Origin of the sequence: Flavobacterium weaverense, from assembly GCF_003688495.1 — a bacterium.
Lineage (GTDB): Bacteria > Bacteroidota > Bacteroidia > Flavobacteriales > Flavobacteriaceae > Flavobacterium > Flavobacterium weaverense.
The window spans coordinates 171,182-195,796 of the sequence record NZ_REFH01000011.1; the positions used below are offsets into that span (position 1 = coordinate 171,182).

The following is a 24,615-nucleotide window of genomic DNA, read 5'->3' on the forward strand; positions in this document are numbered from 1 at the left end:
ACCTTAAACTGCCGATTAAATGCAAAAGTCAACGTTTAATTAATGCCGCAAAAGTTTTTAGAAGTTAGAAAACCATTAACATAGTTTTGCTTACAAAAATTACTTAATAATGCCCTGCTGTTCTACCTATTATAAGCCTCAGCAAGAGAAAAAAGCCACTATCGTTATAAAAATGGATTTTGAATCCTATATACCTTATGCGTTCAGCTCTCTGAAATTAGAAAATGGTTTGACATGGAAAATAAAGGGTGTTACTATTAATTAAATCCTATGTTTTTGGAAATTGTAGATTATGAAAATCTAAATAAAGTTTTTGGAAAATCAGAGGTAATATCTGATAATGAATTTATTCAATAGCACTATGGATTATAAAATAAGTATCGCGCCATAAAAGTTACAAATTGTACACTGCAATACATTCTTACCCCTCAAGGTTTTGAGGATAAAAAAGTTGAAATTAAAAAAATGGAAACTAAATGTATTACCGTAAACATGGATCAGATAGGGGTACTAATTACGATTTATCAATAAAGTCAATTTATAATGCAGAGCTTCCTTTAATATAATAGGTCTGGTGAAGTTGTAGTAAGGAATATTTTTAATGATCTAAATAGGGTCGCTTTTTTGTTAAAAAACAAAAGAAAACACTACTAAAACCACAAATTAATTTTCAATTTAAATGAAGAAAATACTAATTGTATTTGGCACAAGACCAGAAGCTATAAAAATGGCGCCTCTAATTAAAGAGTTTAAGAAACATACTAATATTTTCGAGACAAAAATATGCGTCACGGCTCAACATAGAGAAATGTTGGACCAGGTTTTAGATTTTTTTGAGGTAATTCCAGATTACGATTTAGATCTAATGAAGACAAATCAAAATCTGTTCGATTTAACAGCAAAAATCATTACCAATATGAAACCTGTCCTTGATGATTTTAAGCCAGATTTTGTATTTGTTCATGGAGACACTACTACCTCAATGGCTGCTAGTATTGCTGCATATTATAGCGGAATTAAAGTCTGTCATGTCGAAGCTGGCTTAAGGACATTCGATAAAAACTCCCCATTCCCAGAAGAAATGAATCGACAGATAACGGGGCGTATATCTGATTATCATTTTGCACCTACAAGTACATCGAAAGAAAATTTGCGTATTGAAAACATTCCTGAAGAAAGAATTTTAGTGACAGGAAACACTGTTATTGACGCCTTGTTACAAAGCGTAGATAAAGTGAATAACAATCCCAGCACATTAATAAAATCTATTTCAAAAACAATTGGAAACAGCGAGATCATCTTAGTTACGGGTCACCGTCGTGAGAATCATGGAGAAGGCTTTATTAGAATTTGCGACGCCTTAAAAAAAATTGCAAAAGACAACAAAGGACGTTTTATTATTTACCCTGTTCACCTTAACCCTAAAGTACAAGAACCTGTCCGATTAATTTTATCAGAAGTGACAAATATTTTGTTAATAGCCCCACTAGCCTATCAAGATTTTATTTGGACGATGAATCGAGCTAAGCTTATTATAACCGACAGCGGAGGCGTTCAAGAAGAGGCGCTAAGTTTAGGTAAACCAGTTTTAGTAATGAGAGATACGACCGAAAGGCCAGAAGCCGTTGAAGCAGGGACGGTTCTATTAGTAGGCACTGACACAGAAACGATTGTTACCGAAGCCTTAAGTCTTTTAAACAATCCAGAACGTTTACAAAGCATGAGTCAGTTGCATAATCCTTATGGTGATGGATACGCTTGCGAGCGTATTGTAAATTTCATCTCAGAACTACAGAACTAAATAAAGTCATCAGCCGATGATGGATATGTACGTATCAAAAAAAAAAAAACGTCTGGAGGACTATCTATTATATAATGAAATAGGACAAAAATACATCGAGAACCATTTTCGTAAATAAGAATAAAACTATTAACTCTAAACGTGTTAAAAGAAAAGAAAAATAAAACAGATAAAATAGCAATGACACAGTCAGAAGTAGTAATGATAGGTTTAGGTTATATTGGTTTACCTACCGCAGCTTTAATAGCGTCGAACAACATCCAAGTTCACGGAGTAGATATTAACCAAACCGTTGTTGATACAATAAATAAAGGTCAAATACATATTATAGAACCTGAATTAGATGTTGCAGTAGCAAATGCTGTAAAAATGGGTTATCTTAAAGCAGCAACAACACCAATTATTGCAAAGAACTATTTAATTGTTGTACCCACGCCTTTTAAAGGAAAAAACGAACCAGATATTTCATTTGTAGAAGCCGCTACTATGGGAGTAATCCCCATATTGAAAGAAGGAGATCTATTTATTATAGAATCAACTTCACCAATTGGGACTACTGAAAAAATAAAAAATTTAATTTATAGTGAACGTCCAGAATTAAAAGATCTACTACACATTGCTTACTGTCCAGAACGAGTTTTACCAGGGAATGTTATGCATGAATTAGTACATAATGACAGAGTTATTGGCGGAATAGATGAAAAATCTACACTAATAGCAGCTCAGTTCTACGCAAGGTTTGTCAAAGGAAAGCTACATCACACTAATGCTAAAACTGCCGAAATGTGTAAGTTAGTTGAGAACTCATCACGAGATGTTCAAATCGCATTTGCAAACGAGCTTTCCCTAATTTGTGATAAAGCAGGAATTAACACTTGGGAATTGATTAATCTAGCGAATAAACATCCAAGAGTAACTATTTTACAACCTGGCTGCGGTGTTGGAGGACATTGCATTGCAGTTGATCCTTATTTTATTGCTGCTGATTATCCTTTAGAATCAAAAATAATAAGTGCTGCCAGAGAGGTAAATAATTATAAATCTTTTTGGTGTGCAGAAAAAGTTCAAACGGCCAAACTTGCTTATGAGTTAAAATACGGAAAAAAACCTAGCATTGCTTTAATGGGCTTAGCTTTTAAACCAAATATTGATGATCTAAGAGAATCTCCAGCGAAATATATTGCTCAAAAAATACTCCACAATGATAATAACGGCGAATATTTCATTGTTGAACCAAATATCAGTGAACATAAAGTCTTTAAACTATCAAATTATATAGAAGCTGCTTCATCTGCTGATATAATTGTTTTCCTAGTAAATCACAAAGAATTTAAAAATTTAGAAATTGCTAGCGACAAAATCATATTGGATTTTTGTGGATCATTAAACGAGTAAATAGTTTTATTACGTTTTTACAAATCTGTCAATTCAAAGAGATGTATTATATCTTCAAGATTTAAAATAATAAAATATCAAAAACACATGATAAAACAGATTTCGAAAAAAATATTAGGGATACATAATATATATTACCTTATAAATTTAAGATTATTGTTATTAAACTTCAAAGAAGATTTAAAATTATTTATGAGATATTCTACGGTTTTTAGAGCTAATAATTTTAAGAACAAAGAGGCTCTAATAATATTAGCGTATCACAGCATAGAAAAAGGCTTTTTATTTAAAAAAATTAAGCCACAATTTGCTAAACACAGAGTAATTAAACTACATAGTTTACTTTCAGACAAACAAATTATTAGTACAATCGCTTCTAGCCAGATAGAGGTCGCATATAGGGTCATGTGTCAGTACTATGAAGTCCATGAAGATCTAAAAACAAATATCAGCGAGTTTTATACCCAAGAACAATATGATTTTTATAAATCGTTAATAGGATATAAAAACAAATCACTTTTTAACAGCGTAGTGGAGTATAATAGATCTGAATTCTATAAAAAAAACAATGAAGATTTTGAGAGTTTTTCTTGGTCTAGAAAGAGTGTTAGGAATTATACCGGTGCAAAAATCGAAAGAAACTTAATTGAGAAAGCAATATCTCTTGCTTCAAATGCTCCTTCAGTATGTAATAGACAGGCATCAAAAGTATATCTGATAGAAAATAAATCTAAAATTGACGAAATATTAAAAATTCAAGGTGGTTTTACAGGATATTCAGAAAATGTAGTGCAATTGCTAATTGTTACATCTGATAGAAATTACTTTTATACTGTCGGTGAACGCAATCAATTTTATATTGATGGAGGGATTTTTTTAATGAATCTCTTATATGCATTACATTTTTATAAAATTGCAAATTGTCCTGCAAATTGGGGCAAACTTATTCGTGATGAAAAACTATTACAAAACTATGTCACTCTTCCACAATCTGAGAAAATAATATGCATGATACCTGTTGGAGTAGCTCAAAATGAATTTAGGATTACTTTGTCAAAAAGGAGAAGTCTTAAGGAGATTTTTAAGGTCATTGATTAATCCGAGAAATTAAAACATTACAACTGGTGTCACAAACGAAATTTAGTAGGGTTCCTCAACATTATGTAATAAAACTTACATTATTTTTTTGAGTTGATAACTGCATTTCCCTTAACAAGTGTTTTAAACTGAAAGAATGAATAAAACAAATAATCAAAGAATAGCTAAAAATACGTTCATGTTGTTTACACGAATGATAGTATTAATGCTTGTCACATTATACACCTCGAGAATTATTCTTAATGTTTTAGGTGTAATAGATTATGGTATCTATAATTTAGTTGCTGGGGTGGTTACTTCCCTTTCTTTCTTAAACTCTTCAATGTCGTCCGCAACACAAAGGTTTTTATCCTATGAACTAGGAGCTAAAAACACCCAAAAAATAAAGATGGTCTTTAGTATGAGCGTCAATATTCACATAATTATTGCAGTACTAATATTAATTATTAGCGAAACTATCGGATTATGGGTGTTAAATAATAGTCTGAAAATCCCTTCCGAAAGATTAGTTGCAGCTAATTGGGTCTATCAGTTTTCTATACTTACATTTATTGTTAACATAATAAGTGTACCATACAATGCTGCGATCATTACATATGAAAAAATGAATGTTTTTGCATTAATAAGTGTTTTTGAGGTGGTTTTAAAGTTAATAGCAGTATTTATTTTAGAAGCTTTTGGCTATGATAAATTACAACTTTATGCAATTTTAATATTCTCCGTGTCATTTATAATAAGAATTATTTATGGACAGTATACCAAAAGAAATATTAAAGACTGTTGTTACATATTTACTTGGGATAAGTGTCTTTTTAAAACATTGTTATCTTATTCATCCTGGAACTTATGGGGTAATATCGCTTCGGTTGGCTTCAATTCAGGAATTGATATACTATTGAATATCTTTTTTGGACCAATGGTTAACGCCGCTAAAGGTATTGCTTATCAAGTAAATTATGCGTTGAGCAGTTTTCTAATAAATTTTCAAACCGCTATGAATCCTCAGATCATTAAATCTTATGCGGCGGAAAATTATGATTACATGATTAAACTTGTTTTTACCGGTGCAAGACTATCTTATTATTTAATGCTGTTAATAAGTCTCCCACTCATTCTAAGTACTCCACAAATTGTTCATTGGTGGCTAGGTAAAGTTCCAGATTATACTACTGTATTTTGCAGATTAATTATAATTAATACTTTAATAAATTCAATCTCTGGCACTTTAATGACAGGAGTACAAGCTACAGGTAAAATTAAGTTATACCAAAGTGTGGTGGGAGGCTTATTATTACTAATCGTTCCTATTTCCTACGTTTTTTTGAAGTTTGGATATCCGCCTCAAACGACTTTTTATGTTTATATAGCATTAAGCATTACTTCATTGTTTGCCCGAATCGCTATTATTAGTCCAATTCTCAAAATTCCGAAAGTTAGATTCACTAAAGATCTCCTTCTACCAATTTTTTTTATATCAATTGGTCCTCTGACTATTTTGCTTTTATTAAATAATTACTCGGAAAACAACTTCAATAATTTTATTTTCCTTAATCTAATTTTATTTTCAACAACACTAACCATAATATATTTCTTTGGACTAAAAAAAGAAGAAAAAGAGTTCATAGCAAGTAATATTTCTTCGATAAATAAAAAATTTAAATTACTTAAAAAATGAAAATAGGAATACTTACACAACCTTTACTTAATAATTATGGTGGCCTTCTACAGGCCTACGCCATGCAATCCGTACTTAAAAGTTTAGGCCATGATGCATGGATCATAAATAGAGAGTACAAAAAATCATCTCTTGTAAGAACCATTCTTTTAAACGTTAAAAGATTTTTAATTACAAGAAAAATTTTAAATCGTCCGAATTCAATTTTTCAACCCAGTTTAATTGAAGAAAATATTATTAATGAAAACACAACTTATTTTAAGCAAACTTATATCAATCCTATCACCTTACCTATTAATAGTGATAAAGTAATGCGAAAACTAAAGAGTCTAAATTTCGACGGTTATCTGGTTGGGAGTGATCAAGTATGGAGACCTAAATATTCTCCAAACATATTGAATTATTTTTTAGACTTTGTTGAAGATTCATCAGTTGTAAAAAAAATATCTTACGCCGCATCATTTGGGGTATCAGAATGGGAATTTAATAGCAAAGATACGCTATTGTGTAAAAAACTAATCCATAAATTCGATGCTGTTTCGGTCAGAGAGAAATCTGGAGTTCAGTTATGCAAAGAACATTTTGACATTGAAGCGGTCCATAATATTGATCCAACGATGCTGATAGAAGTAGACACTTACACTAAATTAATAAAGGCTGAAAATGAACCTAATAATCTAGGCACCCTAATGCTTTACATTCTAGATAGCTCCAAAGAGAAAGATGTCTTAATATCGAAAGTGGAGGGAAAACTCGATTTAATTTCGTTTACTGTGATGGCTAAAAACAAATTAAAAAGAGATAGTTATAAAAATATTCAAGATTGCATTTTACCAAGTGTTACAAAATGGTTAAAAGGCTTTGAGGACGCAAAGTTTGTAATAACTGATTCTTTTCACGGTTGTGTATTCTCTATATTATTCAACAAACCCTTTATTGCAATAGGAAATAAGGAGAGAGGAGTCGCTAGATTTTACTCGCTACTGAAATTGTTTGGGCTGGAGAATAGGCTTATAACTGACTTAAATGATATTACAGATGAATTAATATTCGATCAAATAAACTGGCCGTTAGTAAATACTATTCTCAAAGAAGAGAGAGAGAAGTCTACAAGTTTTTTGAGAGTAAATTTAAATAAGTAATATTTTTTTAGTATGATAAGTATAATTATAATAGGTAAAAATGAAAGTTGGAGATTAACGAAATGCCTGGATAGTATTGAGATTCTTATCAACAACTATAAAGACATACAGTTTGAGGTCATATATGTAGACTCTTATTCATCGGATGATAGTATAAAAAGAGCGCTTGCTTTTAAAAATATAGAAATATATTTAGTTACAGGTAAAAAAAATGCTGCAGTAGCTAGGAATATTGGAGCCATAGAATCTACGGGTAATATTCTCTTTTTTGTAGACGGCGACATGGAGCTTGACCAACAATTCTTAAATTATGCGCTTGATAGTGAAAAAAATCTTATCAGTAAATGTCTGACAGGCCATCTAAACGATTGTATTTATGATGCAAATGATGTTCTCTTAGGTGTCTTTCCAAGAACCTATAACAAACACCTCCCTAATTCTAATATGGAATTAAAATTTACAGGTGGAATATTTTTAATAGAAAGAGAAGTTTGGTCTCTAGTCCAAGGTATGAATACAAAATTTAAAATTAATGAAGATTTTGATTTGTCAATGAGATTAGGAAATAAAAAAATAAAAATAATTAGACTTCCGCATCATATTACAGTACATCATACCATCGATTATCGAGATGAAAGTAGAATGTGGAGTATGTTATGGAATGGCTATGGACTTTATCCTGGACTAATGTTTAGGGAGTACTTTCTTAATACTGTAGAGCTAAAAAAAATTATTAGATCAGAATATAGTGCTATCTTATTACTAGTTTTTGCTTTATCTATAATTAGCGAATATAGAATACTCTTGGTGGGTGCTATATTTTTTATTGTTCTCACGTCCAGAGTATTTATGCACACTAAAAAAGAGAAAGGTTCTAAAAATAAACTAATATATTTTTTCAAAAGATTAATTCTGCAAGGTCTATTAGATATTTCATTTTGGATTGGTTTTTTAATGTTTTATCCAAAAAAAATAACTCTCGACTACAAGAGAGTGTTATAATAAAATCCTAATTTATGAAAGAAGGCCATTTTAATATCATTTCTCATCCCGAGATCATACTATGCTACCTGTCAGTGTTGCCAGTTATATATTGGTTTTTTAAAAATTCATTGGATTCTAAGGTTTTTGTATATGGTATTTTATTTATCATATCATTTTCAGGCGGAACATTAGAATTATTTGGATTCTCGACGACCTATACAAGATTAATCATGGAAGCATTAGTAGGCTTTATATTTATAAGAACTTTTATTATTCCTGAGAATAAAAGATTCCATTTTCCGTCAATAATAATAGTAGTAGGATTTATAATTATAGCTCTTTTTTCATACCTTTTAAACAGCTTGAAATTCATCCAACTAATCCTGTTTTATCGAGACTTCTTGCCAATATTTTTTTTCTTTTATGCCTTAACTAATACTCTATTTACTAAAAAAGAGGAACGTTTATTAACCAAATTAGTTTTCTGTTTATTTGTATCTCAAATTTTTTCTGCAATGATTAAAGTTGCTGTTCTAGGCAACATTGCAGAAGAATTTATAGGCACTATAATAAATCAAGGAGGTAGTGTTACTATTATTTTCGCATTGTTTGGCGCTTCTTATTGCATCGTGAGCTATTTGCTCAAATCAGAAAAAAAATATTTATTGGGCATAGTCGGCTTTTTTATTTTTTCACTAACAGGTGGAAAAAGGGCAACCATCTTCTATTTTCCTTTGATCTATTTTATTGCAATTTATTTAATAAATCTAAAAGTAAAAAAAAGCACTATCAATATCGGTAAAAAAATTGCTACCTCGCTCCTTTTAGTTTTTTTAATAGTATATACTTCTGCTAGAATCATGCCTTCCTTAAATCCTGAGAATCAAGTTGGGGGTAGTTTTGATTATGAATTTATTATTAATTATTCTCAGGAATATACAGCTGGTGAAAAACAAGGAAGAGGGTTTATTGGCAGATCTGAAGCACCTGCTTACTTGACTAATTTATTAATTTCTCAGAATAGTGAAAAAATGCTTTTTGGTTTTGGAGCTGGACAATTAGTAAAATCCGAATACAATGAATATACCAACGGTAAAACCTCAGATGAAATTACTGAAAGTAAATATGGAGTAGGTTATGGAGCTAGAACCGGATTTTTGCAAATGCTATTACAAGTAGGCTTCCTTGGAGTAGTCTTTTACACTCTTTTCTTTATCAGCTTATTTGTCACATTACTAAGAAAAAATATAATAAAATTTAAAAAACGTGATACAATACTCTATTTAACAAGTTTATTAATCATTATTATTATTTTATTGGATTATTATACTTATTCGTTTGTCTCATCAATGATTGGCGCTATATCTCTATCCTTTATGTGGGTATTGGGGGTGACATTTAGAAAAACACTTCCTTCAAAGGGTAGCGAATAATATTCGTCTTTGAAAAATAAACTAGCTCTCTATTTAACTTATCAAATATGAAACAAAAAAAAATAATTATTCTTACCCCATCATTTAAATTAATTGGAGGCGTCGCTAATCATTATTTGGGACTAAATGAACACTGGACACATGATGTTAAATATCATTTCTATGGTAAGAGGAAAAAACTACCAGCAATAGTCACTTTTGGATTTGATCTTCTTAGTTATATTTTTAAACTTATTTTTAACAGACCAGATATAGTAATCGTTAATCCATCCTTAAGATCATATCAACTAATTAGAGATGGTATATATTTATTAATAGCAAAAACACTAAGAGTTGAAGTAGTGACTTTTTTTCATGGTTGGGATGAACTCTGTGCTGTTAAATTAAAAAAGAACTCTTTTCTTTTTAATTTAACTTATAACAAATCTTTACTCATATATGTTCTTGCTTCCAGTTTCAAAAAACAATTGTTGGAAATAGGAATCAAAACCAATATAAAAATTACAACAACAAAAGTTAGCGATAATCTTTTATCAAATTTCAAGATAGAATCAAGAACAGGAAAAATAAGTTCAATACTTTTTCTTGCAAGAATAATAAGAACTAAAGGAATATTTATTGTGCTTAATTCTTTTGCTATCATTCAAAAAAAATTTCCACAGCTAAATTTAGTAATTGTTGGTGATGGTACCGACATGAAAGAGGTAAAAGAATATGTATTACAATTAAAATTAAGTAATGTTTCTTTTAAAGGTGAACTATTTGGAGAACAAATCGCTAATGAATTTAAAAAGTCTGAATTATATATTTTACCTTCTTATAGTGAAGGAATGCCAACATCTGTGCTAGAAGCAATGGCATTTGGGATGCCAATTATCACAAGGCCTCTTGGCGGATTGAATGATTTTTTTAAACAGCATTTGATGGGCGCTTTAGTGACTAGTTTTGATCCAAATGACTTCGCAATTGAAGTAGAAAAATATCTTCTTGATTCACAGTTAACCCGGAAGATAGCAAACTTTAATCATTGCTATGCTAAAAAAAGATTTATGGCGAGCAAAGTTGCTGAAAATATTGAGTTAGATATTACTACTTCTTTAGTTTTAATACAACCTTTTGCAAAATAATTGATCATAACTGGCATTGACTTTCTAAATCAATTTACTGCAATTGAATACTTAACTATAATTTCATTTTACTTAATATCTGTTTATAATGTCCCAAAAAATTAAATTTTATCTCGCTACGCTTTATTTAACTGTGCTATTCTATATAGTTTTTTTTTTAAGTGAACGCATAAATACTGATTTTAAAGGTATAATTAATTGGATCCCTTTTCATAAAGTTATTTATTTTTTTAAAGACCCTGATAGTTATGAATCCGTTAAGTTACTTTCTTTCTTAATAGAGTTATTTGGAAATATTGTGCTATTAATGCCCTTCTCATTTGCACTAAAGCAGCTATTCAATAAACAATATGTCTTAAAAAAATTCTTGTCCATAGTCCTTTTTACAAGTGTTTTTATAGAATTTATTCAGTACCTATTTAATATTGGTGTGGCCGATATTGACGATGTTATTTTGAACACGGTAGGAGGCTTTGTAGGTTATTTAATTACTAGAAGTCAAACAAATATATTTCCTACTTACATTACTAAAAATAATTTAAGAGGATACAAAGACCTAAAACAATGAATAATGTGAAAAATAACATCTGGATATCAATTGGGATTTTGTCTATAGTAATCGGGGGGCTTTTTTAACTCATTGGACTTTGGCTAATAGTATAACAAACTAAACCTACTAAAAACCAATTCGATTACCACAACTAGGAAAATATTAATCTCATTTTACCTGACTTTACACATACATGAAACTATTCATCAAATTAAATAGGTATTAAAAAACAAACTATCTATAATAAAATATAACAAACATGAACTATAAAAAGTTAAATGATATTACAACCTATGCCCCTACTTTTCGTAAAGAATTAATTGATTTTGCTTTTCAGGAAAAGAAAATGCTTATTGCAATCAATGCCGAAAAAATACTAAATGCTAAAAAGGAATTGAAAACGATTATTAACCAGAATATTGGATATCCCGATGGAATTGGAGCAGTTTGGGCATTGAAAAAAATGAAAATGAAAAACGTGGTGAAAATTCCAGGTTGTGAATTGTGGCTGGACATAATTCACCAATACCACAAGGAGAAAACCTTTTATTTAGTTGGTAGCAGCCAAGAGATTATTGAGAAAGTGGTGACCAAACTTAATATAGTTTATCCAAATATTACGATTTCTAATTATCGCAATGGTTTTGTTAAAAGTGAAATTGAAAAAAAAAAATTAATTAATGATATAAAAACAAAGAAACCTGATGTTGTTTTTGTGGCAATGGGTACCCCTCAACAAGAATTATTAATGCACGAAATGCAGAAAGAACATCAAGCAGTATACCAGGGATTGGGTGGAAGTTTTGACGTCTTTGTCGGAGCAGTACAAAGAGCACCAAAGTGGTGGGTTAAAAATAATTTAGAATGGGCTTACCGTTTAGTAAAGCAACCTAAAAGAATTTGTAGACAGATTCACTTGGTAGAGTTTTTTTATAAATTACAAATAAACAAATTTTAATAATAAAGTTACCTTAAGTATCATAAACATTTAATAGATGTTGTAAGGTTTTTAATCTCTCCAAAGATTCCTTTTAATGATCAAATATTATACGAATACCATTTTTGCTGAATATGAAAAAATTTAATTACACCTATTTATAAACTAATAAAAAAAACAAAATTTAACGGTAGCTGACTTGAAGTGACGATCAACTTTAGCGCCGCATAAATTTTAATGTATTAAACAAGTATAATCATAATACACAAATGACATTATGAAAACTAAAAAACAATTAGAACAAAACATCATAAAGATCACTACTACGATTCAACAAGAAATTCCTGAACTATCAAAGTTTATAATTTAAATGTCCAAGAACAATTCGGAGAATGAGGAAGCAACCTACAACTTCCCCCTAAAAACTTAATTAATGATATTAATCCCGGTGTGGAAAAATTATTTAGATATCTCATATATAGATCGCTCAAATACTTTTTCATCCCCCTTAGAAAACAGAGTGTTCAGTTTTCGACAACGAGTAAACTATTATTGAATCAACACCTCTTTAATTTCTTACTTGAAAAATAAAATCTAAGTCCCGTAATAAATAAAATTAAAGGAACAAACCCACATAAAAAAATTAAAAATCTTCCTAAAAAGCCAGCGATTTCGCCTAAGTGAAACACATACATTTGTGCAGTGATTTTCTCACTAAGCAAGTCTGAATTGTGATCAGAAAAACTAGTAATTATATTATTCTCATTGGTTGTGATCTCTTTTGTTTTTCTTAGCCCAGAAGTCATTTCTCGGTGATTTACATAACGATATTTAAAATTATTGCTATCATTGGTTGGAAAGTAAACGGCTCTTAAATAGTACGAACTGCTTGTTTCCGCTAAAGCCATATCTACAGTAAAAGTTTCTCCTATTTTAGGCGAAGTAATATCTGCAGTGTCCAAAATACTAAACCCGCTCTTATACAACTGATGATAGGTAAAATAGCCTCCTGTGAACGCAATAATACTTAAAGGAATAAAAAATAATATTCCTACAGTCTTATGAATATCGTAATTCAGTCTTTTCTTTTTGGCTTTCCATTTTATGTAAAGCCCTTTTTTTAATTTATTACTATAGGTCCTCCACCAAAGAAAAACTCCTGAACTCAACAAAAACAAGAAAAAAACAATTGAACTTGTGCCTACAATATACTTTCCTATAATTGGAATACCTAAACTGCGATGTATATTTAAAAGGTCTTCGAAAAAAATTATAGTTTTTGTTTTAGCTCCTAATAATTCTGCTGTTTCTGGATGGTAATACTGAGTTATTCCTTCTTTATTGATAACAGAAATGGTTTGTTGCTCCCTATACGGCAAGAACATATATTGTGGGTTTTTATGCTGTTTTACTATTTTATTAGCGGTACTTAAAATTACATTTTCTGCAGGTAATTTACCATCAGTTACAAGCAATAGGTCAGAGTCTAAAGCTCTTATTATTTCAGGTTGCCATACATACAATGCACCTGTTATTCCCGATATAGAAACTAAAAGTCCACAAGTTAATCCTAACCATAAATGGACGAATTTTATGATTTTTATTGTTTTTTTCAAAAATTTAAATTTTTATAAAACCCAATGTAGCTAGTACATTGGGCTCAAAATTTTACAATAAGATGAGTTACTAGTTAAAAGCTGTAAGCCAAACTTAATTTAGCATTTGCTCCCTCACCTGCCGTTATAAATGTCTTTAATGGTGCAGACCATTGAGATCTTGCTGGTAAATAGTACTCATTAAATAGATTGTTTATTCCTAATGAAGTAGTAATTTTCGAATTAATTTGGTAAGAAATAGATAGATTAACAGTAGTATATCCTTTTACTGGAACTTCAGTATGATTGAACTCCCATGCGTTTTTACTATTTAAAAAAGGATCAAATCGATCTCTATCACCTAAATTTACCATTCGTATTGTAGTACTTATTTTTTCAGTAGGTTCCCATGTAGCATAGGCAGTCCACTTAGGGGCAGAGATAACATCTCCTCCTAGAAAGCTTAATGAAGTCTTAGTTTTATTATCATACTTTACTCCTTCAACATAAGAATAAGAAGTACCTACAAATAACTTGCCCGTAATAATCTGGTAATCGATAGAGAATTCGCCTCCAAAAATCTTTTGTGGTTTTGACGAAGGAACGAAATTATTAGTTTCATTATTTAATACTAAACTAGTTCCCAAGTTAGATGTGCTAAAGTAACCAACAGCTTCTAATCTAAACCTGCTCAAATTAGAAATAAATCCAAACTCATAATTATTAGTTACGGATGGCTCCAATTTAATTTTATTTATATTATCAACAGTAGCAGATCTTAATACAGATCCTAAATCAGCTACTGAGAACCCTTGAGAATAACTTATATAAGGTGTAAACTCTTTAATTGCAATATATCTTGCCCCTAAGTTATACGAAGCATTGTTAAACTTTAATTTACCTCCTGTTACAAATACTGATGAACTAAAATTGCCATCACTTTTAGGAGAATATGGTAACGTACTGTAATCTGCGATGTCGATATTCATATTGTCGTATCTAAATCCTGCTTTAAGCACCCAATCCTTTTCAATTTTCAGGCTGGTTTGTGCATAGTAAGCGGAACTCCACAATACTGTATTAGGCACCCATAATCTTCCATCAAGCAAACCTTGATTCGTTCTGTCTCTAAGTAAGTCAATACCATAAGTAGCTGACAGCGCTAATTTGTCATTTCCTGTATTTATTTTAGAAACAAAATTAGGTCTTATTCCAAATTTTTCTGAGTTGATAGCAGATTGTCCGCCATTTTCAAACTTATCAGAATAAAAGAATATATTTTCCGTATTTTGATAGTACACATCGGTTTCAAAGTTAGTAGAGCCGTTAAAAATACCATCGTATCTATATTGCAAACGAGAATTTATCAATCTAGTTCCCGTTGGCTTCTCCCCTGCAATTGAACCTTCAATACCATAACCAGCGTTTACTGTAAAATCTCCTTCTTTATTATTCACAACTATACTCCCTGCAACTGGAATAAAAGGACTTTTTTGAGCTGATTTAAATATATTACCATTCAAGGTTATACTTTGACGTGTGTCAATTTGATATATCATTTTACCAAAAACACTATATATTTTGGTATTATCTAATGCGTATGTAGGTAATAAAGGTCTCCCCTTTGCGTCATACTTATTAGCAGTTTGTTCAAAACTTCCACTAACATAATAACCTAGTTTATCTATACTTCCCGTAAAAGATTGATGAATTCCATACCCTAAAGCATCTTTAGACTTAGCAAGATTACTTGTCCCCCATATATTAGTAGTTCCTTCCAATTTTTTTACAGAGTTAGGAACTTTAGTGATATAATTGATAAAACCTCCATCTCCTCCATTTCCAAAAATCGAAGTAGCACCTTTAATTACTTCAACTCTCTTTAAATCATTGGGATGAAAAGACTTAATTTCTAACTGCCCATTTCTTAATGGGGTAGATTGCGGAATTCCATCGACCATAGTAAGTAACGACCTACCCCTTAATGTCTGTCCCCAATTTGAGAATGTTCCTGTACTCACTGCTAAACCAGGAACAGTAGCCTCTAGCACATCAGTAATATTTGTAGTGTTTTGAGTTAATTGTGCTATTTTTTTAGCACTTACAACAGTTATTGAAGCTGGTATTTCAGATAAATACTCTGAATTTCTACTAGAAGAAATAATTACTTCATCTAATTGACCAAAGCTTGGTTCGAGACGTATATTCAGGATAATTGTCGTTTTATTTGCTCTGTTGACTTTTAGGCTCTGAGTATTAAAACCAATGTGACTAAAAACTATAATTGAATTGTTTTCGTTCTCAATTGTTAACTCATATTCTCCTCTAATATCTGTAAATGTTTGATTTTGTAACCCTTTCACAACAACATTTGCTCCCTTTATTGGATTGTTTTTATCATCTGTAACCGTTCCCTTCACAATTAAATTTTGGGAAAAACTAAGTGTAGTACTAAAAACTGTAAATAGTAATATAATAAATTTCATTTTGTTATTTTTATTTAGTTTAAATAAGAACAAAGGTAAAATCTAATTTTAAATATCAAAACAAAAAATAAAATAAATTTTCACATAATTTTAAGTTTCACAATTTCAATAATTTAGCTAGAATATAGATTTAGCTAAAATTATTACCCTGCTAATTTTTATAATTTATGAGTCTATTGTTATTAATATTATAAAACAGTAATTATTCACGTCCTAAAACATTATAAAAGTGATAATAAAGAGATGAATAAAATTGGATAGGAAAGAGGTTTTTACTAATGAAATTATTTTCTATCCATTACATAAATCAATGCTTTGAAACATTCTTTTAAGTCTGGGATGTTAATGCACTATCGAAATATAAAATACTGATACAAAAATTATTAAAAATGGACTTCTCAAAAAATATGTAAGCTTTAGTATAGGTGTCTGGAATTGAAAAATGAATTGAATGAGGTAAAAAAGATTAATTTAACTAATTGAATATCATAGTTAAGACAAAGAATATTTCTTTAGTTTAATTTCAAAATCATTGAAAACATTTCGCAGAATTAATTACCAACAATTCCTAAATCAATTGATAAAATGACGTTACCCAAATGAAAATTACAACAAAATTATTCCTGTAACATTTAAAATTATTACGTGTTAAATATTTATTCTAGGTGATACAGTTCCCCAAAAATCTTAGCTAAACAATATACGCCTATAAACTAAAAACAATAACTGTACAATACAAAAAAAATTGGAGAAATGTGCTTCCACACTATACAGTCAAAAATAGCCATGCAAATTGAAGGACGTTTTAATGCAGAGATAAGGGACAAAAAAGATTTTGATTCTCACGAACACATTAATGGTTTTGATTTTCCAAAAACACCTGTTATTACCAATGAAAAACCAGTAATAATTGAACATTATAACTGGGGTATTATACTTCTTTGGGCAAAAGACGATCAGATCAATGCGATGACCTTGACTGCAAAAATTGAAACTATTTACGATAAACCATCTTTTAGAGATGCTACCAACCAAAGATATCTAGTTATTGCAAATGGGTTTTATGAGTGGTAGTGGTTGGTTTGCAAAGGAAAAAATAAAGTCAAGTATGAAATAGGAATTGGTAATGAAGACATCTTTGCTTTTGCATGACTTTATTCCCACTGGAAAGACATTACTACAGGCGAAATTCGTAATTCTTACACAATTATCACCACAGAAACAAATTCATTGATGGCAGAAATACACAAAATTAAAAAGAGAATGCCAGTTATTTTACATCCAGAAGATGAGCAAAAATGTCTACAGCAAGCTTTGTTACACCAGTTTGCATTTCCTTGTGTAGTAAACTTAATAGTTACCAAAACACCACCCTACACTGCAATTCTATCGTTATTTCAGTAATTTCTTCACCAGCATCAGCCATGATTGAACACCAGTCTGGCTGGGAACTTGAAACCAAATTATAGAAAGCTTTTTTAATCGATTCAGAATCATAATCCATATCAGCGCCTACTTATTTCTCATTTACAATTTTTCGAAACCACGTTCCTTCATATAGTAAATCATCTTGCCCGTCAGATGTTTGATCCGGGGCATAACCAAAATGATATATTTCTGTTTCACTGTCATTTAGCAATTCTAGCAAGTAGAGTTTTACACTCATTAACAATGGTTCATCTATTAATCCATAAAGCACGTCTATTTTGTGTGCATTAAGTAAAAGTCCTAATTTTGGGAGTTATTCATTTTCTAGTTTCTGAACAACTTTTTTTTGCTGTTTGTTTAAAAATTCTGTCTTTGAATTTTTATTTATCGCTTGAATGTTTTCTTCTAATTTCTGACTATCAATTTTCTTGTGGTTGTGATTGTCGGTATGTACAAGGTCTGTTTCGATTGTTTAACCAATTTCTGCTAAAACAATATCTATTTTTGACTGAAGTCTATCCTTTTTATTTTTCAACTCATATTTTCCAAACAAAACTGAATTTATGTGCATTCGCTTCTATTTTGGTCCTATCTATAAATTGCTTCTCCAAACTAACAATTCTACATCAACCATCATTACCGCCATATAATTAAATAATTTTTCAACATTATCTTTTGCCTTTTGCCCTCTAAAATCATTACCTGTTCTGAAATAATGTTGTAAACCACATAAAAGCCACATAAAATAAATATCTTGCTCTACAGCTTTGGCTATTTTTCTACATGAATAAGTATTGTTTAAATAAACATAGAATAGTATTTTAAGTAACATTTTAGGATAATAATTGGATCTTTCGCCACCGTTATATTTTGATATAATTTTAGATATTTCTAACTTTTCAACTACTTAATAAATTAAACTCGCTGAATGATTTCCTAAAATTAAATCATATAAATTTAATGTAAAGTTCTTGCTGATGAACAGAATTATGTTAGAAAATTGGCTACATAATCATTGATTTTAGTACTTAAAAATACTAATTGTCAATATAGTAAGCAAAAAAATGTCCAAAAATTACTTTTCAGAAATCCTCTTTCATAACATCAAAATGGATCCTCAAATTATTTTTTTTTTACGATGACGTATATCTATTAACTGCATTAAAGCGGTACGATTAAAAAATATTTATTTATCTGCTTAAGATTTGAAAAAGTTTGTGTTTGATATACTTACTGTTTAAAATATCATTTTTTTTATTAAACTTATAATATAGTGTAATAAAAATATAAAGAGATCGCAGAGTAAAAAATGAAAAAAATTATTAAAAACATATTATCAACGGAGTAACTTTAAAACTTTAGTTTGTTATAAATTTTTAATGAAATAAAGAAATTTACAATCTGTTTTTCTTTGGTATATTAGTGAAAGCTAATAGTTGGAACTTACTAATTATTATTCAAAGTTAAATTCCTATAATAGTTTATAAAAAGAGTAAATAAATGTCTGCTCAATTTCTGTAAGTCTTTTCATCATTCAAAATATCTTCCAAAATGTAAGAGGCATGAAATTATTAGTTTACGTTTTATTTGTTTTTGCTGGCATCCAAACACATTTGTAAAAGCATCCCCTCTCACCTATGTTCTAGATGCTTTTAAATTGTTGACTTCAATTTATATTTATGATACTAAAAATCTCTTTATTTAAACTTCTCATATTTTTCAAAATTATGTAGAGCTTTTCATATTGCACTTAAAACACGATAGTTTGTGCATATTAAATTAAATTTAGATTCTGTTGAAAATTTTAAGTTTTCTATCTACTAATACATTCTTGTGGAAATAAGTAGTAACTTACCTTCCTCATATATAGTTCACAAAATTAAGAAAGTATATTTTAATAATTAACAATAATTGCATGCGAGTATGATTGTAGCATCACATAACAAAGGTTGGAAAATTATTACGCAACGCTCTCATGGACTCCTAGCTGCTATGATTGCGTACCAATATGACATTAAATTACCTAATGATGTAATTGTTCCAACACTTATCGCAATAGCGGAACACGATGATGGTGTTGCAGAAACTTTAGAAAATAAAAATCTAACTGACGCTGGAGCACCTAGAAATTTTTTAGTAAGCGATAATTCAAGTAAGACTGAACTAAAACAATATTTAAACGTTATGGAGCTAGCTACTTCAAAATGCCAGTTAAACGCTCTATTAACCTCTATGCATTTAAATTTTATTTTTGGTGGCATTAATGAGGAAAATGATTCTAAGCTAAATTCATTTCTAAAGGAACAAGAAACTAATCGCAAACAAATACTAAAGCACCTTAACATTGATAAAAAGTATTCGGAACGTTTATATAGATTAGTTGAATGGTGCGATGCATTTTCTTTGCTAATTTGCTTGGATAAAATTCAACCTGAAGGTAGAAAAATGGAAGTATCTGAAAGTCCCGATGGAGATATAAATCAGGTTTTTTATAAAGATGAAAAGATCATATCATTAGAGCCTTGGGTCTTTAAAGAGAATTCCTTTACTGTTTTTTATGAATATAAAATTGTAGAACAGTTAAAATTTGCTTCGGTAGAAGAATTTAATAAAATTTGTAGCGAAGCTCCAGTGCAAAGAGAAGAATTTATTTTTTCGAAATAACGAAAGACATCTTATAGGACTACAAAAAAACTAGGTAAAATAAATTAATTATCCTGTGTAATAGAACCCTTAATGTCGGTTCTTAATATTTTGATTAAATCTTCTACCTTAAATGGTTTTGACAAATAATCATTCATTCCTGAGTTTAAACATTCTTGCTTATCCTCAGGCATTGCATTAGCTGTTAAAGCAACAATGTATGGTTGTTTTAATAGAGACCTCCTTATTTGCCTTGTTGCTTGCAAACCATCCATTTCAGGCATTAACACGTCCATCAATATTACATCGTACTCGTGCTGTTTACACATATCCAAAGCAATTTTACCATTATGTGCTACGCCTGGCATGTATCCTAATTTATTTAAGACTTTTAATGCAAGCTTCTGATTAATTAAATTGTCTTCAACCAATAATATATTAAGGGGAAATTGAATAGCAAAATCTGTGGTATAAGAAGGTACAAATTTATTTGGTTTCAACTTTTTGTTTTCCATTAAGGAACTTAGCAAATTATATAGTCGGTCTTGCTTAATGGGCTTAGATATAACTGCTGCAAAAGTTGAAATTTCTTCTTCTGAAAAATTTGTCTGTGGGTAGGCAGCTACTAAAAGGGGAATTGTTTTATTTTGCTCTCTAATTTTGCTTAAAAATTGATACTCAATATCTGAAATTATTTCATGATCTATCAAAATTATATCATTTGAAGAACTAATTATCAATTGATCTATACCATAATTAGCGAACTTAATTATCTCAGATTTAATGTTTACTTTTTCTAACCATTTTTTAAGAGTATCTGACAATAACTCATTTCCACTAATAATAAGTACTTGCCTTGGCATTACCTTACTAGCATAATCATAATTTTCCACTACATTATCACACTTCGTTAATATACTAAAGCTAAACTTACTACCAATATTTATTTTACTTTCTACACTTATTTTACCACCTAATAGCTTTATCAATGATTTGCTAATTGCTAAACCTAATCCAGAACCACCATATTTTCTAGTCGTAGAAGAATCTAATTGATGAAATGGATTAAATAGATGTTTAATCTCTCGTTCTTCAATTCCTATTCCACTGTCAATAATTTCAAACAATAAAACTTTGTTATCTTTTAAACTTTTTCCTGCTATAACTTTTATAAATATTACTCCCCCGTGAGTAAATTTTACGGCATTACCAATTAAATTGATCAATATTTGTCTTAATCTCAAACCGTCTATTTTAATCACTCTGCTAATATCTGCATCTATATCATAAACCAAATTAAGATTTTTCTCAAAAGCTTGAATTGCAAATAAATCTAAAACGTCTTCAATCCCCTTCTTTAAATCAAAATCATAGTGTTCTATTTCAAGCTTGCCTGACTCAATTTTAGAATAATCTAAAATATCATTGATTACGGAGAGTAACGCGTCTCCACTAGTATTGATTATTTGAACATATTCAATTTGTTCTTCTGTAAGCTTAGTTTCTGACAGCAAATTGCTCATGCCTATAATTCCATTCATAGGTGTCCTTATTTCATGACTCATTGTAGCAAGAAATACTCCCTTAGCATCATTAGCATCATCTGCTCTCTGCTTTTGTAATCTCAATTCAGCATTAACATCTAAGATAGCTTCAGATTTAATTTTTAATTCCTCCGATTTTAGGTTTAACTTCTCGCTTTGAACTTGTAACTCATCCGTTTGAATTTGCAACATTCTATTTACATTTTCAAGAATTTCAGATTGCTTTTTTAATTTTTCTGAATTTAAAATTAAATCTTTATTTAATTCTTCAACTGTAGTTTTTTGAGACATTATTGCAATTACATTATTCCTTGATAAAGAAATTCCACGGTAAGAAAAAGCAAGTGAGAATAGTAATGTAGAAAAAGAATTAACTAGGAATAAAACTTTGTACTGCCTTTCTGAAATAACTTCAAATTCGCTAATCCAAGGCACAAATAAGACGCATAAAATAAAAGCTACCGTGGAAAGAGCATAATAAAAAATAAGCTTCTTTTTGTATGGCCTGGAAGTATCGACTATGAAACCAAAAGCAATATAAAAAACAAAGAAAAACATTAGGCCACCAGCACTTAAACCTTGTAGCATAACTCCTAGCGAAATTGTAATCGTAGAGATTATAGTAGTAAATAGACCAGGATCCTTTATGAGATTTCTTTTAAAAAGAAAAATATTCAGGCTCATCGCTAAACAAAAAAATAAAACATCTAAAAATAAGTAATAGTAACCTAGTAAAGAATATGCAATTGCGATAATTAATCCATTTATTACTGCAGTAATCATAATTGCAACAACCTTGTTCTTGCGTTTAAATTCTTTCAATACTGGTTTATTTATTTTTGTCATTTACATGTTAGCTGTTAAAAATATCTTCTACAAGTTTGTCTAAAATTTTAATAATCATAAAGCCACAAGTTATCCCCTAATTACTTTTACTAGATGACATTAATAAACTTGGAAATTTTTTATTAAAATAATATTGCTAAAAGCATCTTTGTAATCACAATATGATTAGCCAAAACCAAATAATTTGCAATTACAAGACACTTTAGCGGCCTCAAAGATATACATTGATTTAAATAATAATTTGTTAAATATTTATTTATTTAACTAATAGAACATAATATCGTTAGTAGTAAAAAATCTAGACGATGTGCAACTGAAGCATGACCATTGCATTGCAATGAGATTATTTTTATTATTAAAGTATAACAATATAAATTGTGATTAAAGACATTTGATATTAGACTGAAAAGGGTTGAAATTAATTTCTAAGCAGATACTATGATAAAACAGTTAACGAAGCTTTCAGAAGAGTAATTTCCTATAGAATTTAATTCTTGTTTAGTGGTATTATTTAGAATGTGCGCCTAGCTAAAGTGATTTGACCTTGTCTTGAATGCAGCAAATTAAAATTTAAAATTATTTCAGGACCTGCCTGCTGTATTCTAATATCTTTCGGCTTGATTAATCTTATACAAAGTAGTTAGCTTCAAGATCCCTTATTATAAAAAAAATAAGATTCTTGTGAAATTTTTTAAAACCATCTCAATTTACTAAATTAGTTATAAACTGCCTAACGGCGATCAATAAAGGGCTATGAGTAGAGGATTTGTCAGGGAAAGCGACCAAGAGGAATTATCAATAGTTCCACCACGTGCTGATTTACCATCAGGTTTAGTTAACTACGTAACAGACATTGGATATCAAGAGTTATTGCTTGAACGCGATAATATGATATACGAGCGCGATAATCTTTTTATTCCAGATGAAAATGAAAAGCGTATAACTATTAATTTTATTAACGCTAAATTAAATCTGCTTTCAAATCGAATTTCAACAGCTAAAATAGTTATTCCTTCAAAGCAGCCAAAAAGCAAGGTTTGTTTTGGAGCTGAAGTCTTCTTTAGCGTAGACTTAGATCCTCAAATTAATAACTATAAAATTGTAGGAGTAGATGAGGCAAATATTGCAAAAGGGAAAATAGCATTTAACTCTCCTGTAGCAAAAATTATGATAGATAAAAAAGTAGGTGACATTGCAATACTGAAATTGGAAAATACAGAAAAAACTTTTAAAATTATATCAATTAGATATTAAAAATACGTGTAGCCACTTTTACGTGCACTTGGCGAAAATTAATATGTAAACACATTAAAGTCTTTATTCTTAAAGTTAAAATTGCCAACTTTTTTAATTCCCATTTTTATGTGCGCTTTTAAAGAAGCTTCATTGTTACTTTCAATAAATAGAATTCCTTCCCGATTTGGTTCTTGAAGTAAAAGTTCTTTAAACATAAGTTGAGCAACGCCTTTTCCACGTTGTGTTTTACTAACGCAGACAGGGCCATAAATATATGAGTCAATATTACCTTGATAAGACTTAAACATTTCATCAACAATTGGAACATTCCTTTTTTGATGAACAGCTTGTGATGTTGTTAAAAGAAAACCAACTATTTCTTGATTTATATAAGCTACAATTTGAGGCATATCTTTCATCATTTCTTCAATTTGATTTATATTCAATTCGCTTGATAAAGTTCCTCCTTTGGACTTTTGATTTTCAGATTGAAGTTTAACAATCCCTTCTAAGTCAATTGAGTTTGCTGTTTTTATAATAATATTATCTGCTTTAAACATAAAATACGAAGTTATTAGCAATATTGTTTTTTAGTATTTTAAATAATTATATGATTAATTTTAACCTGTGCGGGAGGTTACGTTGTTGTATATGAGCTGTGGCGTGTTTTAGCACGAACGTTATCGCGCTTCAAG

General features: G+C 29.9%; 18 protein-coding genes and 1 pseudogene. 13 read left to right on the forward strand and 6 right to left on the reverse strand.

From position 1 onward, the window contains the following. Positions 1-679 precede the first annotated feature (679 nt). From wecB to BC961_RS12960, 10 genes are all read left to right on the forward strand, one after another. Positions 680-1,801, forward strand: a complete 1,122-nt coding sequence (gene wecB / locus BC961_RS12915) for a non-hydrolyzing UDP-N-acetylglucosamine 2-epimerase (RefSeq protein WP_121926272.1) — start codon at positions 680-682, stop codon at positions 1,799-1,801. A gap of 180 nt (positions 1,802-1,981) precedes the next feature. Continuing rightward, a complete protein-coding gene (gene wecC / locus BC961_RS12920; RefSeq protein WP_121926336.1) occupies positions 1,982-3,196 on the forward strand; it encodes a UDP-N-acetyl-D-mannosamine dehydrogenase in 1,215 nt (404 codons plus the stop codon). 87 nt (positions 3,197-3,283) lie between these two features. Further along, the gene (locus tag BC961_RS12925) at positions 3,284-4,294 is read left to right on the forward strand and encodes a nitroreductase family protein (RefSeq protein WP_121926273.1); all 1,011 of its coding nucleotides are present in this window, start codon (positions 3,284-3,286) and stop codon (positions 4,292-4,294) included. Positions 4,295-4,430: 136 nt separating this feature from the next. Continuing rightward, positions 4,431-5,969, forward strand: coding sequence for an MATE family efflux transporter (locus BC961_RS12930; RefSeq protein ID WP_211331322.1), 1,539 nt, complete (start codon positions 4,431-4,433; stop codon positions 5,967-5,969). Further along, on the forward strand, positions 5,966-7,111 hold the full coding sequence (locus tag BC961_RS12935; protein ID WP_121926274.1) for a polysaccharide pyruvyl transferase family protein: 1,146 nt from the start codon (positions 5,966-5,968) through the stop codon (positions 7,109-7,111). The genes BC961_RS12930 and BC961_RS12935 overlap by 4 nt, the downstream gene beginning before the upstream one ends. Before the next feature lie 12 nt (positions 7,112-7,123). Then, positions 7,124-8,113, forward strand: coding sequence for a glycosyltransferase family 2 protein (locus BC961_RS12940; RefSeq protein ID WP_121926275.1), 990 nt, complete (start codon positions 7,124-7,126; stop codon positions 8,111-8,113). A gap of 14 nt (positions 8,114-8,127) precedes the next feature. Next, complete coding sequence (locus BC961_RS12945; RefSeq protein WP_170151318.1) at positions 8,128-9,528, forward strand: hypothetical protein; 1,401 nt, start codon at positions 8,128-8,130, stop codon at positions 9,526-9,528. A gap of 47 nt (positions 9,529-9,575) precedes the next feature. Further along, entirely contained in the window at positions 9,576-10,655 is a 1,080-nt protein-coding gene (locus BC961_RS12950) for a glycosyltransferase family 4 protein (RefSeq protein WP_121926277.1), read from the forward strand. Positions 10,656-10,743: 88 nt separating this feature from the next. Further along, positions 10,744-11,223 (forward strand): VanZ family protein, encoded by a 480-nt coding sequence (locus tag BC961_RS12955; protein WP_121926278.1) that lies wholly within the window; start codon positions 10,744-10,746, stop codon positions 11,221-11,223. Positions 11,224-11,464: 241 nt separating this feature from the next. Next, positions 11,465-12,163 (forward strand): WecB/TagA/CpsF family glycosyltransferase, encoded by a 699-nt coding sequence (locus BC961_RS12960; protein WP_121926279.1) that lies wholly within the window; start codon positions 11,465-11,467, stop codon positions 12,161-12,163. A 536-nt stretch (positions 12,164-12,699) separates the two neighbouring features. On the opposite strand, the gene BC961_RS12965 is transcribed toward BC961_RS12960, so the two are convergent. After that, a complete protein-coding gene (locus BC961_RS12965; protein WP_121926280.1) occupies positions 12,700-13,758 on the reverse strand; it encodes a PepSY-associated TM helix domain-containing protein in 1,059 nt (352 codons plus the stop codon). A gap of 74 nt (positions 13,759-13,832) precedes the next feature. Further along, complete coding sequence (locus tag BC961_RS12970; protein ID WP_121926281.1) at positions 13,833-16,223, reverse strand: TonB-dependent receptor; 2,391 nt, start codon at positions 16,221-16,223, stop codon at positions 13,833-13,835. 753 nt (positions 16,224-16,976) lie between these two features. Here BC961_RS12970 and BC961_RS14870 point away from each other — a divergent pair. After that, a pseudogene (locus BC961_RS14870) lies at positions 16,977-17,627 on the forward strand (SOS response-associated peptidase). Positions 17,628-17,739: 112 nt separating this feature from the next. Here BC961_RS14870 and BC961_RS14745 read toward each other — a convergent pair. Next, positions 17,740-17,889 (reverse strand): hypothetical protein, encoded by a 150-nt coding sequence (locus BC961_RS14745; RefSeq protein WP_170151319.1) that lies wholly within the window; start codon positions 17,887-17,889, stop codon positions 17,740-17,742. A 354-nt stretch (positions 17,890-18,243) separates the two neighbouring features. Beyond that, positions 18,244-18,540 (reverse strand): transposase, encoded by a 297-nt coding sequence (locus tag BC961_RS12980; RefSeq protein WP_317126976.1) that lies wholly within the window; start codon positions 18,538-18,540, stop codon positions 18,244-18,246. A 1,034-nt stretch (positions 18,541-19,574) separates the two neighbouring features. Between BC961_RS12980 and BC961_RS12985 the strand changes: the two genes are divergently transcribed. Next, positions 19,575-20,315, forward strand: a complete 741-nt coding sequence (locus BC961_RS12985; protein ID WP_121926283.1) for a DUF3891 family protein — start codon at positions 19,575-19,577, stop codon at positions 20,313-20,315. Positions 20,316-20,359: 44 nt separating this feature from the next. On the opposite strand, the gene BC961_RS12990 is transcribed toward BC961_RS12985, so the two are convergent. Then, entirely contained in the window at positions 20,360-22,684 is a 2,325-nt protein-coding gene (locus BC961_RS12990) for a response regulator (protein ID WP_121926284.1), read from the reverse strand. Between the two features lie 753 nt (positions 22,685-23,437). On the opposite strand from BC961_RS12990, the gene BC961_RS12995 reads away from it, so the two are divergent. Beyond that, positions 23,438-23,938, forward strand: a complete 501-nt coding sequence (locus BC961_RS12995; protein WP_121926285.1) for a GreA/GreB family elongation factor — start codon at positions 23,438-23,440, stop codon at positions 23,936-23,938. A 38-nt stretch (positions 23,939-23,976) separates the two neighbouring features. On the opposite strand, the gene BC961_RS13000 is transcribed toward BC961_RS12995, so the two are convergent. Continuing rightward, positions 23,977-24,480 carry a GNAT family N-acetyltransferase gene (locus tag BC961_RS13000; protein WP_211331324.1) on the reverse strand — a complete coding sequence of 168 codons (504 nt, stop codon included), beginning with the start codon at positions 24,478-24,480 and terminating at the stop codon, positions 23,977-23,979. Positions 24,481-24,615: the final 135 nt, after the last annotated feature.